This window comes from Clostridium sp. (genome assembly GCF_021443865.1).
In the GTDB taxonomy this organism is placed as follows: Bacteria; Bacillota; Clostridia; order Clostridiales; family Clostridiaceae; genus Clostridium.
In genome coordinates this window covers 1-15,067 of record NZ_JABUTB010000058.1, presented here as the reverse complement: position 1 = coordinate 15,067, position 15,067 = coordinate 1, and the positions used below count along the sequence as shown (strand labels likewise).

The window sequence follows — 15,067 nt, the reverse complement described above, 5'->3', positions numbered from 1 at the left end:
GAATAAAGGTGGTACCGCGAGTCTTCGTCCTTTTGTGACGAAGGCTCTTTTTATTTTATAGAAATTTAATTGAAACTATCATTAGTTGATTAAATAAAGGAGGAAAATTATATGTCAGAAAAGAAAAACTTAGCGACAACTTATAGTCCCAAGGATTTTGAAGAAAGAATCTATAAAAATTGGGAAGAGAAAAAATATTTTACACCAATAATTGATAAAAGCAAGAAGCCTTTTTCAATAGTTATGCCACCACCAAATATAACTGGTAAGCTTCACTTAGGTCACGCTCTTGATAATACTCTTCAAGATATGCTTATAAGATTTAAGAGAATGCAAGGATATTGTACTTTATGGCTTCCAGGACAAGACCATGCTTCAATTGCTACTGAAGTAAAGGTTGAAAATGAGCTTTTAAAAGAAGGATTAGTAAAAAAAGAAATGGGAAGAGAAGCTTTCCTAGAAAAAGTTTGGGAATGGGCAGATGAATATAGAGGTACTATAAGAAATCAGCTTAAGAAGATGGGTGTTTCTTGTGATTTCTCAAGAGAAGCCTTCACTATGGATGAAAACCTAAATAAAGCTGTTAGAACTGTTTTTGTTAAGTTATATAATGAAGGATTAATTTATCAAGGAAATAGAATAACAAACTGGTGTCCAAAGTGTACAACAGCACTTTCAGATGCAGAAATAGAATATGAAGAAAAAGAAGGTTTCTTCTGGCATATAAATTACCCATTAGCTGATGGTAGTGGATATTTAGAAATAGCAACTACAAGACCAGAAACATTACTTGGTGATACTGCGGTTGCTGTAAATCCAGATGATGATAGATTTAAGCATTTAGTAGGAAAAATGATAAAGTTACCTTTAACTGATAGAGAAATTCCTATAGTTGCTGATGATTATGTTGATATGGAATTTGGAACAGGAGCTGTTAAGATTACTCCAGCTCATGACCCTAACGATTTCCAAGTTGGACTTAGACATAACTTACCTCAAATTAGAGTTATGGATGACCATGGAGTAATTAATGAGCTTGGCGGAAAATATCAAGGTTTAGATAGATATGAAGCTAGAAAGCAAATGGTTAAGGATTTAGAAGATTTAGGTTTACTAGTAAAGGTTAAGCCTCATAATCATAATGTAGGTACTCATGATAGATGTGGTACAGTTGTAGAACCTATTATATCTAAACAATGGTATGTTAAGATGGAATCTTTAGCTAAACCAGCTATAGAAGCTGTTAAAAATAATGAAACTAAATTTGTTCCAGAAAGATTTGATAAGATTTACTTCAATTGGATGGAAAATATTCAAGATTGGTGTATTTCAAGACAATTATGGTGGGGACATAGAATTCCAGTTTGGTATTGTAATGATTGTAGAGAACTTATAGTTGAAGTAGATGCACCAGAAACTTGTCCTAAGTGTGGATCTAAACACTTACATCAAGATGAAGATGTATTAGATACTTGGTTCTCATCAGCATTATGGCCATTCTCAACTTTAGGTTGGCCAAATAAAACAGAGGATTTAGAATACTTCTATCCAACAAATGTTTTAGTTACTGGATATGATATTATTTTCTTCTGGGTTGCAAGAATGATATTCTCAGGAATACACAATATGGATAAAACTCCATTTGATACAGTTTTAATCCACGGTATTATAAGAGATTCTGAAGGAAGAAAAATGAGTAAATCTCTAGGTAATGGGGTAGATCCATTAGAAGTTATTGATGAATATGGTGCTGATGCCTTAAGATTTATGTTAGTTACAGGTAACGCACCAGGAAATGATATAAGATATATTCCAGAAAGAGTTGAATCAGCTAGAAACTTTGCAAATAAAATGTGGAATGCTTCTAGATTTGTTATGATGAATCTTGATAAAGAAGTTATGGAAAAGTATGCTGATTGCAAGGAATATAGCCTAGCAGATAAATGGATTCTTTCGAGAATGAATACTTTAGTTAATGAAGTAACTGAAAACATGGAAAAATATGAACTAGGAATTGCCCTTCAAAAAGTATATGACTTTATGTGGACTGAATTCTGTGACTGGTATATAGAATTAGTTAAGGGTGTATTATATAGTGAAGACGAAAAGGCAAAGGGAATAGTTTATAATGTTTTAAATGAAGTATTACAAACAGGACTTAAGTTATTACACCCTGTAATGCCATTTATAACAGAAGAAATTTATACTACACTTACTGATGGAAATTCAATAGTTATTTCAAACTGGCCAGAATACAATGAAGCTTTAAGAAATGAAAAAGCTGAAAAAGATATGGACTTTATAATTGAAGCAATTAAAGGATTAAGAAATGTAAGAGCAGAAATGAATGTTCCACCATCAAGAAAGGCTAAAGTAATAGCTTATACTACAAATGAAGCAAAAGAAGCCTTTACATCTGGAGTTAATTATATTGAAAAATTAGCATCTGCATCAGAAGTAGAATTTATAGCAGATAAAAATGAAGTTCCAGAAAATGCAGTTTCTTTAGTTGTTAAAGGTGGAGAATTATTCATGCCTTTACTTGATTTAGTAGATAAGGAAAAGGAACTTGAAAGATTAAATAAAGAAAAGAAAAAGCTAGAAGGTGAAGTAGAAAGAATTGATAAAAAGCTTTCTAACCAAGGATTCGTAGCTAAAGCTCCACAAGCTGTAATAGATGGAGAAAAAGAAAAGAGAGAAAAGTATCAAGAAATGCTAAATGCTGTTCTAGTAAGAATAGAAGCATTAAATTAATGAAGAACTAAGAGGAAATATCTAATAGATAAAATATCTAATAGATAAAATATAAGGGCATCACTAATGGAGTTTAATCCATTAATGATGCTCTTTTTATTATTCAGAGTAAATTAAAAGATTTGTAGAATAGTATTAGCCAAATTACTATTTGGATCTTTTTCTAGAACTTCTTCTGCTATCTTTATTGCATCATAAGGCTTTAAAAATGGTGTTGGTAAGGTAGAGAAAATTAGAATCCATTCTTTGTAGTCTGTATTATCATCATATTTTAAAGCTTTTTCTATATGATAAAAGGCTAATTCTTCATAAGATAAGGGTGTAAATACTATAAAAATATAATAAGACATTAAGTAATTGGCATAGGCTAATTCCTTAGACAGGCTTTTAGCTTCAAGAATATGTATTCTATTAATTAACCAAAAATAAAAGTTACTTTTTAAATTGTAATCACAATTCTTTAAAGCTACTAATTTTTCTTCGTTTATTTCGTAAATTGATATTTTATTTAAATCTAAGTCTAGAATTTCATTTAAATCATTCATCTTTAAGCTCCTTTGTTTACTTATGATAATTATAGTATAAAGGTTGACAAAGAAATTTAAAAGTGATAAAAATAGGTTAATTAATACTACATAATAAGAGAGTTGGTTTAGTATGACTGGATGGATAATTTATAATGGAACATTAAATGTTCCGAAAATAAAGGAACTTGTGGATTCTTTAGTTAAGGATGCCAAGGAGTTAAGTATAAATTTAGAAGCAATTAAAAATACAGAATTAATATCTATGTACTCAAGTAATGGAGAAGCTAAACTTCTTCATATGAAAAAGGTAGAAGAGCCAAGTTTTATTATTTTTTGGGATAAAGATGTATTACTGGCAAGACATTTAGAAAAAATGGGATATAGGGTTTTTAATTCTAGTACTGCTATTAAAAATTGTGATCATAAAGGACTTATGCATTTAGTTCTTTCAAATAATAATATTAATATGCCTAGAACAATTTTATCGCCAATGATATTTGATTATTCTTTAAATAGTGAGGACTATTTAATTAATTGCTATGAAGCTCTAGGAGAAAGTGTAATAATTAAAGAATCTATGGGTTCTTTTGGAATGCAGGTTTACTTAATTAATAATAGGGAAGAATTTATTAATAAAGTTAAGGAATTAAATAAGAATAAAATAGATTTTATAATTCAAGAAAATATTAAAAGTAGCTTTGGAAGAGATATAAGAGTAAATATTATAGGTAATAAAGTAGTAGGTGCTATGCTTAGAGAATCAGAAAAAGATTTTAGAGCTAATATATCTCAAGGGGGTAAGGGGACATTAGTAGAGCTAAATAAAGAACAAGAAGAAATTGCACTTAAGGCTCATAAGGCACTGGGACTTGATTTTTCAGGAGTGGATTTATTATTTGGAGAAAATGATAAACCTTTGCTTTGTGAGGTAAATTCAAATTTAAACTTTCTGAGCTTTGATAAGATATGGGGTAAAGGCTTTGGTAAAAAAATATTAGAGTATATTTTAGGGGAAATTTTATGATTAATGGTATTTTAATATACAATGAAAAAGATGTAGAGAAAAATAAATCCTATATAAATTGGCTTATTGAAGAGGGAAGAAAAAGAAATTTAAATATAAAGCTTTTCTTAGATAAAGGCATTAATAACTTGAAATATAACTTCAAATTTGCAATAAATAGATCTAGAAATTTTAGTGTTACATATAGGTTAGAGGAAGAAGGGATTAAGGTTTATAACAATTATAAATTTTGTATTTTAGGCAATGATAAATTAATTGCTTATGATTATGTGGAAAGCCTAGGAATAAATTACCCAAAGATTTATAGATGCATAAATAATAGCTTTAAAGAAAGAAAAATTATTGAAAAACCTAAAAATGGTCATGGTGGCTCTGACATTAGAATAGTTGAAGATTATAGCAATTTAAATTTTAGTAAAAATGTTTATCAAGAATACATAGAAGATTATATTGGAGATATAAGATTTTATGTGATAAATAATAGAATTGAACATGCAGTAATTAGAATTCCTAAAAAGGATAGTATTATATCTAACTTTACAAAAGGTGGAGAAGTGCAAATTTATAATTATTCTAACAAAGAAGAAGAAATTATAAATAAAATATTAGAAAATATTAGAATAGATTTTGGTGGCATAGATTTTTTACTTTTAAAAAATGGAGATATTTTATTTAATGAATTTGAAGATGCTGTTGGTAGCAGAATGCTTAGCCATTTAGGAATAAATGATACAATGGATAAGTTTTTAAATCATATTTCAAAGGACGTCAAAGGGATGGTATAAAAATGAAAGATTTAGATACGTTAAAATATTTAGAAGAACTAAGAGTACTAGGTTCAAATTATGGTCTTGAGAGAACAGAAAGATTATTAGAACTATTAGGTAATCCACATAAAAGCTTAAAGCTTATACATATAGCTGGCACTAATGGAAAAGGTTCAACCTCTGCAATTTTAGGAAAAATACTAATAGAACATGGATATAAAATTGGTTATTTTAATTCCCCATATTTATATGAAATTGAGGAAACTATAAGAATAAATGAAGAAAATATTAAAGAAGAGGAATTTATAAATTTAATAAATGAAATAAAACCTTTTGTTAATCAAGTAGTTAAGGAAGGTTTTAATCATCCAACGGAGTTTGAAGTTTTAACTTGCATAATGTTTTTATATTTATATAGACAAAAAGTAGATTTTGGAGTTATAGAAGTTGGATTAGGAGGAAGACTAGATTCAACAAATGTATTAACGCCTATATTATCAGTTATTACTTCTATCAGTTTAGATCATATGAATATTTTAGGTAATACAATAGAGGAAATAGCTAGAGAAAAATCAGGAATAATTAAAAAAGGAGTGCCTGTAATTACATGCAATCAAAAGAATAAAGCAATAGAAGCTATTACAGAAAAGGCTCTTAAAGAAAGTTCAAATTTAATTATAATAAATCCTAATAATTATAAGCTTTTAGAAATTAATAAAAATGAAACTATAAATCAAAGAGTTTTAGTAAATATTAATGGTAAAGAAGAAGTTATAAATTTATCTCTGCTAGGAGAACATCAAATTATTAACTTATCTTTAGCTATTGAAGCAGTAAAGGAATTAGATGCATTAAATTATATTAATTTAGATATAAATAAATTAAAGACAGCTACTGAATCAGTAAAATGGAAGGGAAGATTAGAAGTATTAAATATAAATCCTTATATTGTAGTGGATGGTGCTCATAATGTAGATGGTATTAAATATTTGAGAAATAATATAGAAAAGTACTTTAAGTATAATGATTTATATTTAATTTTAGGTATTTTAGCTGATAAAGAAGTGGAAAAGATGTTACACATAATTGCACCAATGGCTAAAGAAATTTATACAGTTACATCTAATTCAATTAGAGCTACTAGTTCAGAGGATTTGAAAAATGAAGTTTTAAAGTATAATAAGAATACTATTGCTTTTGAAGATTATGAAGAGGCAGCTAATTATGCAATAAATAAAGCTAAGAAAGAGGATTTAGTACTAGCTTCTGGCTCTTTATATATGATTGGGAAAATGAGAAAAATAATTATGGGAATATTAAATGATAATTATTAGCTAGGATTAATATAATTCTTTTTAAAAAGAGAATATCAGTATATAATAATATTTGAATAACAAAAAAATAATATGATATATAACTTAAGGAGGCTTTTAATATGGCAAAGCATTTACACATAATGGCTGATGAAGGAGCAATAGCAGAAACAGTACTATTACCAGGAGATCCACTAAGAGCAAAATTCATTGCTGAAACTTACTTAGAAAATCCTGTTTGTTATAATACAGTAAGAGGAATGTATGGTTATACTGGTACATACAAAGGAAAAAGAATATCAGTACAAGGAACAGGAATGGGATTACCATCTCACTCAATTTATGTAAATGAATTAATTAGATTTTATGGAGCTAAAAGACTTATTAGAATTGGGTCAGCAGGTTCAATAAATGATAATGTAAACGTAAGAGATATAGTACTAGCACAAAGTGCATCTACTAATTCAGGAATAAATAATAGAAGATTCCTAGGAATGGATTATGCTCCAACAGCAAACTTTGATCTTTTATTAGAAGCATATAATAAGGGAAAAGAAAAAGGAGCAAATATAAAGGTTGGTAATGTTTTATCTTCAGATTTATTTTATGATGATACAAACGTTGGCGGTTTAAACCTATGGGCAGAATATGGTTGCTTAGCTGTAGAAATGGAAACAGCAGAATTATATACACTAGCTGCAAAATATAATGTGGAAGCATTATCAATATTAACTATTTCAGATCATGTATTTAAAGGAATAGAAACATCACCAGAAGAAAGACAAGAAAGCTTTACAGAAATGATGGAAATAGCACTAGAATTAGCAAAATAGAGAATAGTGATAGAGAAAAGGTAATAGATAATAGTGAAGAGTTAAGAGAGAAGGTGTAAACTCCTACTGGAGTTTGAAATATATTTAATTTAGAAACTCCGAAAGGAGTTTCTTCCTTCATTTTTTCATTTCTATTTTGCAAATGCAAAAGAGAATCTTAATTCTTTAATACTAAAAAATTCCGAAGGGATTTTCACATTAATTATGCATTACGCATTATGCATTATGTATTGTGCGCAGCACACAAGGTGGTGTTTTTTTGATAGATTTAACTTTGCTTGGATGTGGTGGAGGAATGCCTATGCCTAATAGACATTTATCATCTCTTATGATTAATTTTAGTGGAAGAAAAATATTGATAGATGTTGGAGAAGGCACACAAGTTGCTATAAGAAAAAATAGGTTAGGGTTTAAATCGATAGATATAATACTTATTACTCATGCCCATGGAGATCATATAGTTGGATTACCTGGACTTCTTGCGACTATTGGTAATAGTGGTAGAGAAGAGCCTTTAACTATTATTGGACCTACTGGAATAAATAATGTTATAAAGGGGCTTAGTGTTTTATTTCCATATTTACCTTATGAGCTAAGAATAGAAGAAAACATAAAGGAACTAGGATTTACTTTAAGTAAAACTAATTTAAATTTATGTGATATAAATAAAGCAGAGGTTATTCTAAAAACAGAAGAGCTTGACCATTCAGCACCGTGTTTAGGCTATAGTCTTTATTTTAAGAGAAGAAGAAAATTTAATTTAGAAAAAGCTATAGAAATGAAGGTTCCTAAAGTTTTATGGAGTAAATTGCAAAAAGAAGAAGTGGTTGATTTTGAAGGAATAACTTATGATAGTTCTATGGTTTTAGGGGATGAAAGGAAAGGTATAAAACTAAGCTATATTACTGATACTAGACCTAATGAAAAAATAATAAATTTAATTGAATATAGTGATTTATTTATATGTGAGGGTACTTATGGAAGTGATGAAGATATAAATAAAGCCATTAAGAACAAGCATATGACTTTTAGAGAAGCTGCAACCATGGCAAAAGATTCAAATGCTAATGAGTTATTACTTACACATTTTAGTCCAGCTATGAATGAACCCAAAGATTACATAAATAATGCTAAAGAAGTTTTTAGTAATACAGTAATTGGTGAAGACGGAATTACAAAAGCCTTAAAGTTTTTAGATTAAACTTTAAGGCTTTATATTTAGTTGCTTGAAGCAGCCGCTGCTGCAGCAGCACTAGCAGCAGATGCAGCTGCTATTTGCATAATTATTACTATATTTAAAGTGATATTATTTGCAGTCTCTATAATTTTATCTTTAATAAAAGAATCATTATTTTCAATAGATTCTAATGAAAGTAATGAAGCTATTATCATATTTCTAACAGTAGAATCTAAAGAAAAGCTTCCAAATCCACTTTGTTTTCTTAAATATTTATTTAATAAAGATAGTTCTTTAGCAAAGGCTTCATAGTCGCTAATAGTTAATGCGGAAACTCCTAAAATAGGTAAAGCATAACTTTTTAAAGGAGTTGAATGTTTTTTTAATATTTTATTTAACAGGATTACTTTATTGCATTTTTCTTCTGATGTACCTTCAAAAAGGGAAAGTATATGTGTTAAAGCTTGTAGATTGTTTCCAGCCCAAAAACCATTATCTCTTAAGATGTCATAACATCTTTCCATATCCATAAAGGTTTCCTCTAAATTGTTAGAGGTTACAGCAATTAATGCAGCAGCACTTATATCTTCGTGGCCTGTTAAAAAAAAGTGATTATCTTTCATAAGATCATATGCTTTTCTTGTATTTATTACAAGAAAATCTATATCATTAGTTCCTTTATAGTTATAAATTATTTGAGCAGCTAAAACTAAAAATTCATTAGTAAAAAAATGTTTTTTTAGTTTATTATATATACTCATGATTTCTTTAAAACTTTCTTCTGGATTGTTTTGAATTGATAAATTAACAGCAGTAGTAAGTAGGTTATTTCCTCTAAAATTTGAGAAAATGCTAGAATTACTTCTAATTAAATCTATGCAGTCATTAATTTTGCTTACATCTACGTGAACTCCTCTAATAGTCAAATTAAGAGCATTACATCTTTTGAAGGTACCCATTCCAAAAGTAGACTTTACATGGTCTAAGGATTTGCTATTTTCAATTAATAAATCTAGTTTGCTTTCTATCATATTCTCAACCCTTTCCAATATTATATATATATAGTATAAAGATTATATCCACAAAAGTCAAGTGGCATAACTCATTATATAGTATTTTTTAACTTATAATTTAATCTTTATGATTTATTTAATAATTAAAATAAAAATGATATAATATTGTATGTAGGAGGGGAGAATATATGAAGAAAAAAAGTAAAATTATATTCAGTTTATTGGCAGTACTTAGTATGATATTTGGATTTGTAGGATGTGTTAATAAAGAAGAAACCAATATATCAATAAAAGAAATATCCTTTGTTGCACCAAATGGAGTACCAGCAACAGCTATATCTAAGATGATTAAAGAAAATATTCAAGTAGATAATAATTATAATATTAATTATTCTATTGAAAACACATCTGATACCTTAGCTACAGCAGTTATGAAGGGGGAGCCAGATATAGCAATAGTTCCATCAAATTTAGCAGTTCAAGCCTATAATAAGGGATTAGGATACAAGCTACTTGGAACCACAGGTCTTGGAGCTTTATACTTAGTATCAACAGAAGGTGATATAGAAATAAGTAATTTAAGTGGGAAAGAGGTTTATAATATTGGAAGTGGATTAACACCAGATATAGTATTTAAAGCACTTTTAAAAGAAAGTGGTATAAATGATGTATCATTAAGTTATGTAGGAGGAGCAACTGAATTAGCGCCAGCTATTCTTGGTGGAAAAGCAAAATATGCAGTTGTACCAGAACCAGCTTTAACAACTATATTAAATAAGAATCCTAATATAAAAGTTATTGCTAGCTTAAATGATTTATGGAAGGAAAAGTTTAATAGTGAAAGTGGATTTCCTCAAGCAAGTTTAATTGTAAAGGAAAGCTTAATAAATGAAGATAAAGATTTTGTGAACAATTTAATAAAAGAAGTTTCTAATTCAATTAACTGGGTTAATGAAAATAATAAGGATGCAGCAGCTTATTCTATTGAAAATGGATCACAAGTGGAAGCGGCTACATTAGAAAAGTCTATAGAAAATAGTAATATAGTATTTATAAAGGCTAAAGATAATAAGGAAGATTATATGGATTATTATAAAGTTTTAGAAAATGAAAATCCAAAATCTATAGGAGAGAAAATGCCAGATGAAAAATTCTTCTATGAAGGATAAAAGGCTTATTTTAATATCTTTAATTGTTATTATAGTTATATGGATATTAATATCTAATATAATAAATAATTCTATATACTTACCAAAATTAACAGAGGTTTTTAAAGAATTTATTGATATAATAACTGAAAATAACTTCTTTAAAAATATTCTAGCTTCTTTTATAAGAGGTATATTTAGTTTTTTAATAGCCCTAGTGTTTTCAGTTATATTAGGGATTATTTCTAGTAATAATAAGATATTTTATAATTTTTTCTATCCAATAAATTCTATATTAAAATCTATACCCACCATTGCATTTATTCTTATAGCATTAATTTGGTTAAATAAAAACTATGCTACCTATTTAATTGGAGTAATGATTGCATTTCCAGTTTTATATGAAAGTACTTTAAATTCTATTTTAAATTCTAATGAAGAGTTGTGTGAAATGTTTGCTTCTTATAGGNGTTAATTATATTGATAAATTATTAAGCTTATATATTCAATCGATTAGAGTAAGTATTTCTCAAATTGCAACATCAACCTTTTCTTTAGTTTTAAAGGTAGTAATAGCGGGAGAAGTTTTTGGACAACCTACCTTTGGAATAGGTACAGCTATACAAGGAGAAAAAATAAATTTTAATACTGCAGGGATATTTGCTTGGATTATTATAGTTGCAATTTTATGTTATATATCTGATAACATAATTAATGTTTTAGTTAAGAAACTTTTAAAAGGTGGTAGATATTTAGTTGATTAGTTTTGATAATATAAATATATCCTTTAATGATAAAGTATTATATAAAGATTTTTCCGTTAGCTTTAAAGAAAATACAATTAACTTTATAATGGGAGAATCAGGAGTTGGAAAAACAACTTTAATAAAATATATAAAGAATGAACTCTTAGCTAAAAATAGAAAAATAAGTGTAACTTATCAAGAAAGCAGATTAATACCATGGAAAAATGTATATAAGAATTTAGATTTAGTTGTAAAGAATGACTATGTCAAAGAAAAAAGAGAAATTCTTATTAGAGAGGTTTTAAAGAATATGAACTTATTAGATTCAGAAGAGTTATATCCTTATGAATTAAGTGGTGGAATGAAGCAAAGAGTAAGTATAGCAAGATCAATTATATATAATGGAGATATTTTTATAATGGATGAACCTTTTAAGGGGTTAGATATAGATAATAAGAAGAAAATAATAGAATTCTTAAAAAATTATTTTGCTGAAAATAAAAAAACAGTAATTATTGTGACTCATGATATAAATGAGGTTAAAGAATTTACTGATAATTATATATCGCTTAAAGGGAATCCAGTTATTAAAGAATTTAAATATATTTAGAAGAGGTACTAAGGTGCCTCTTTTTCTTTTATTACCCAATTTATTAAGATGAGGAAAAGTTTTGTTTTTCATTGTGAATTAAATAACAAAAAAGTGATTAAACGTGATTATTATCACAGTTTATAGGATTTATTAATGTTAAAATAAAATGGCTTAAATAAATTTCTATTATTAGAAGTGGAGATGTAAATAATATGAAAAAGATTCAATCAACTTGTAACTTATGTGCTTTAGCATGTAATGTAGATTTTTATGTTGAAGGTGGGGAAATAAAGAGAGTTTCTCCTACTAAAGACTATCCTGTTAATAAAGGATTTTGTTGCATAAAGGGATTAAACTTAGATAAGCAACAAACTAAAATAAAGGCTAGAAAGTCTCCATTAGTAAGAGATGAAAATGGAGAAATGAAGGAAGTATCTTGGGAAGAAGGAATTAAGTTATTTGCTGAAAAAATGACAAATATCCAAAAGCAATATGGAAAAGAAAGTGTTGCCTATATTAGTACAGGTCAAATGACTACTGAAGAAATGGCTCTATTAGGTCATGTAGGTAGAAATTACATGGGTATTCATGGAGATGGAAACACAAGATTATGTATGGCTACATCTGTAGTTGCTCATAAGCAAAGTTTTGGCTTTGATGCACCTCCATATACTTTAAAGGACGCTGAACTTTCAGATACAATTATATTAATTGGAGCTAACCCTGTAATTGCTCATCCAGTATTTTGGGGAAGAATAAGAGAAAATAAAGAAGCAAAGATAATTACAATAGATCCAAGAAGATCAGAAACAGCTTTAAATTCAGATTTATGGATTGATATTAAGCCAAAGGCAGATTTAGTTTTAATGTATACTTTAGCTAATACATTAATTGAAAAGAATTGGATAGATAAGTCTTACATTGAAGAACATACTGAAGGATTTGAAGACTTTAAGAAGCACGTATCTAAATTTACTTTAGATGATGTAGAAGAGAAAATTGGAATTTCAAAAGAAAGAGTTCTTGAATTAGCAGAAATCATACATAATGGACAAAGAGTTTCTTTCTGGTGGACAATGGGAGTAAACCAAGGTTATGAAGCGGTTAGAACAGCTCAATCAATAATTAACTTAGCATTAATTACTGGAAATATGGGAAGACCAGGAACTGGAGCAAACTCATTAACTGGACAATGTAATGCTATGGGTTCAAGAGCATTTAGTAATACTGCAGGACTTTATGGCGGTGGAGATTTTGATAATCCAGTAAGAAGAAAAGCAGTTGCAGAGGCTTTAGAAGTAGATGAAGATGTGCTTGCAACTAAGGCAACTTTACCATATAACGTAATAATAGAAAAAGCTATTGCTGGAGAAATTAAAGGTTTATGGGTTGTTTGTACAAACCCTAGACATTCATTTACTAATAATGAAGAATTTAAGAAAGCTGCTGAAAAGCTAGATTTCTTAGTAGTTCAAGATATATATGAAGATACAGATACAGCTAAGCTTTGTGATTTATATTTACCATCTGTTCCTGCTATTAAAAAAGAGGGAGTACTTATAAATACAGAACGTAGATTATCAAAGGTTAACCCTGTTATTGCTAAGGAAGAAGGAGAACTTTCTGACTTTGAAATATTCTTTAAAATTGGTGAAGAATTAGGAATGGGAAGTCTGTTAGATAATTGGAAGACTCCAAGAGATGTTTTTGAATTATTAAAGAAGTGTTCTAAAGGAATGCCTTGTGATATTACTGGTGTTACTTATGAAATGTTAGAAGGAGAAAACATGAGTGGTTCTAAAGGTGTTCAATGGCCATTTAGAGCAGGGGATGTGTTAGAAGAAAATGAAAGAAGACTATATGAAGATGGAAATTATTATACACCTTCAAAGAAAGCTAAAATTTTATTTGAAGATATAGCAGAAAATCCAACTAAGACTTCTAAGGAGTTCCCTTATATATTTAATAGTGGAAGAGGAACAGTAGGACAATGGCATACTCAAGTTAGATCTAGAGAAATAGAACATAGTAAGATTTATAGTAAAGTATCTTATGTATTAATGAATCCAGAATTAGCTAAAGAGTTAAATATAGAAGAAAACGAAAGAGTAAATATTACTTCTCAAAATGGAAATACTAGTGAATTTAATGTTGTATATTCAGAAGATGTTAAGAAAGATCAATTATATGCACCTATTCACTATATAGAAACAAATTCACTTACTCCTTCAGTTTATGATCCTTACTCAAAGGAACCATCTTTTAAAACTGTTGCAGTAAATATTTCTAAGAAATAGGAGATTGTTATATGAAAAGAATTAAAATTGATAGATCAAAATGCGTTGGTTGTTTAACATGTACAACAGCATGTATAGTATCTCATAATGCAGAAGATACAAGAAGCAGAATAACTACAGATAGTAATGGAAAGTATGCTCCAATATTCTGTAGACATTGCGATAGACCTGAATGTGTATATACTTGTATGACAGGGGCTATGAGTAAGGATAAGAATACTGGAAGAGTAACTTATGATAAAGAGCGTTGTGCAAGCTGCTATATGTGTATAATGGCATGTCCTTACGGAGTTTTAAAGGCTGACAGTAGAACTCATAAAGAAATAATGAAATGTGATGGATGTAAAGAAGCTGGATCACCACAATGTGTAGCAAGATGTCCAATGGCAGCTATTACATTAGAGGAGGTAGCTAATTAATGAGATATGTAGTTATAGGAGCATCTGCAGCTGGAATTAGCGGTGCAAAAACATTAAGAGAATTAGATAAGGATGCTGAAATTATTTTAATTTCAAAGGATACTGAAGTATATTCAAGATGTATTTTACATCATTATATATCAAATCATAGAAGCATTGAAAAATTAGACTTTACACCTGAAAACTTTTTTGAGGAATACAATATAAATTGGATTAAAGGCGTAGAAGTTGTTGCTTTAAAAGATGAAGAAAAAACATTAATGCTTTCAAATGGTGAAGCTATTAATTATGATAAATTAATGATTTGTAGTGGTGCATCTGCTTTTATTCCTCCAGTAGAAGGATTAAGAGAAGGTAAAAATGTAGTAGGTCTTAGAAATTTAGAGGATGCAATTTTAATAAAAGAAGAAGCTGCTAAGGTTAAGAATGTTGTTGTATTAGGAGCTGGACTTGTTGG

The 15,067-nt window shown here is 28.5% G+C and carries 13 protein-coding genes; 11 read left to right on the top strand and 2 right to left on the bottom strand.

The window, feature by feature from the left end; all coding sequences use genetic code 11:
* Positions 1–111 precede the first annotated feature (111 nt).
* Positions 112–2,754: a valine--tRNA ligase gene (locus tag HUJ77_RS10750; protein WP_291708587.1), complete on the top strand. Its 2,643-nt coding sequence runs from the start codon at positions 112–114 to the stop codon at positions 2,752–2,754.
* Positions 2,755–2,867: 113 nt separating this feature from the next.
* Here HUJ77_RS10750 and HUJ77_RS10745 read toward each other — a convergent pair whose 3' ends face one another.
* Complete coding sequence (locus HUJ77_RS10745) at positions 2,868–3,299, bottom strand: hypothetical protein (RefSeq protein WP_291708586.1); 432 nt, start codon at positions 3,297–3,299, stop codon at positions 2,868–2,870.
* Between the two features lie 112 nt (positions 3,300–3,411).
* Between HUJ77_RS10745 and HUJ77_RS10740 the strand changes: the two genes are divergently transcribed.
* From HUJ77_RS10740 to HUJ77_RS10720, 5 genes are all read left to right on the top strand, one after another.
* The gene (locus HUJ77_RS10740) at positions 3,412–4,305 is read left to right on the top strand and encodes a RimK family alpha-L-glutamate ligase (protein ID WP_291708585.1); all 894 of its coding nucleotides are present in this window, start codon (positions 3,412–3,414) and stop codon (positions 4,303–4,305) included.
* Complete coding sequence (locus HUJ77_RS10735) at positions 4,302–5,090, top strand: ATP-grasp domain-containing protein (protein WP_291708584.1); 789 nt, start codon at positions 4,302–4,304, stop codon at positions 5,088–5,090. The genes HUJ77_RS10740 and HUJ77_RS10735 overlap by 4 nt, the downstream gene beginning before the upstream one ends.
* A gap of 2 nt (positions 5,091–5,092) precedes the next feature.
* Complete coding sequence (locus HUJ77_RS10730) at positions 5,093–6,406, top strand: folylpolyglutamate synthase/dihydrofolate synthase family protein (protein ID WP_291708583.1); 1,314 nt, start codon at positions 5,093–5,095, stop codon at positions 6,404–6,406.
* A 101-nt stretch (positions 6,407–6,507) separates the two neighbouring features.
* Complete coding sequence (deoD, locus tag HUJ77_RS10725; protein ID WP_291708582.1) at positions 6,508–7,218, top strand: purine-nucleoside phosphorylase; 711 nt, start codon at positions 6,508–6,510, stop codon at positions 7,216–7,218.
* Between the two features lie 259 nt (positions 7,219–7,477).
* Entirely contained in the window at positions 7,478–8,419 is a 942-nt protein-coding gene (locus HUJ77_RS10720) for a ribonuclease Z (RefSeq protein WP_291708581.1), read from the top strand.
* Positions 8,420–8,436: 17 nt separating this feature from the next.
* On the opposite strand, the gene HUJ77_RS10715 is transcribed toward HUJ77_RS10720, so the two are convergent.
* Positions 8,437–9,426, bottom strand: a complete 990-nt coding sequence (locus tag HUJ77_RS10715) for a DUF4003 family protein (RefSeq protein WP_291708580.1) — start codon at positions 9,424–9,426, stop codon at positions 8,437–8,439.
* 170 nt (positions 9,427–9,596) lie between these two features.
* Between HUJ77_RS10715 and HUJ77_RS10710 the strand changes: the two genes are divergently transcribed.
* The 5 genes from HUJ77_RS10710 to HUJ77_RS10690 all read left to right on the top strand — a co-directional run.
* Complete coding sequence (locus tag HUJ77_RS10710) at positions 9,597–10,577, top strand: MqnA/MqnD/SBP family protein (protein ID WP_291708579.1); 981 nt, start codon at positions 9,597–9,599, stop codon at positions 10,575–10,577.
* A 735-nt stretch (positions 10,578–11,312) separates the two neighbouring features.
* Positions 11,313–11,912, top strand: a complete 600-nt coding sequence (locus HUJ77_RS10705; protein WP_291708578.1) for an ATP-binding cassette domain-containing protein — start codon at positions 11,313–11,315, stop codon at positions 11,910–11,912.
* A gap of 194 nt (positions 11,913–12,106) precedes the next feature.
* Positions 12,107–14,191 (top strand): molybdopterin oxidoreductase family protein, encoded by a 2,085-nt coding sequence (locus tag HUJ77_RS10700; RefSeq protein WP_291708577.1) that lies wholly within the window; start codon positions 12,107–12,109, stop codon positions 14,189–14,191.
* A gap of 11 nt (positions 14,192–14,202) precedes the next feature.
* Complete coding sequence (locus HUJ77_RS10695) at positions 14,203–14,610, top strand: 4Fe-4S dicluster domain-containing protein (RefSeq protein ID WP_291708576.1); 408 nt, start codon at positions 14,203–14,205, stop codon at positions 14,608–14,610.
* Positions 14,610–15,067, top strand: a 458-nt coding sequence (locus HUJ77_RS10690) for an FAD/NAD(P)-binding oxidoreductase (RefSeq protein ID WP_291708575.1), incomplete at its 3' end; no start/stop codon positions are given. The genes HUJ77_RS10695 and HUJ77_RS10690, both read left to right, overlap by 1 nt.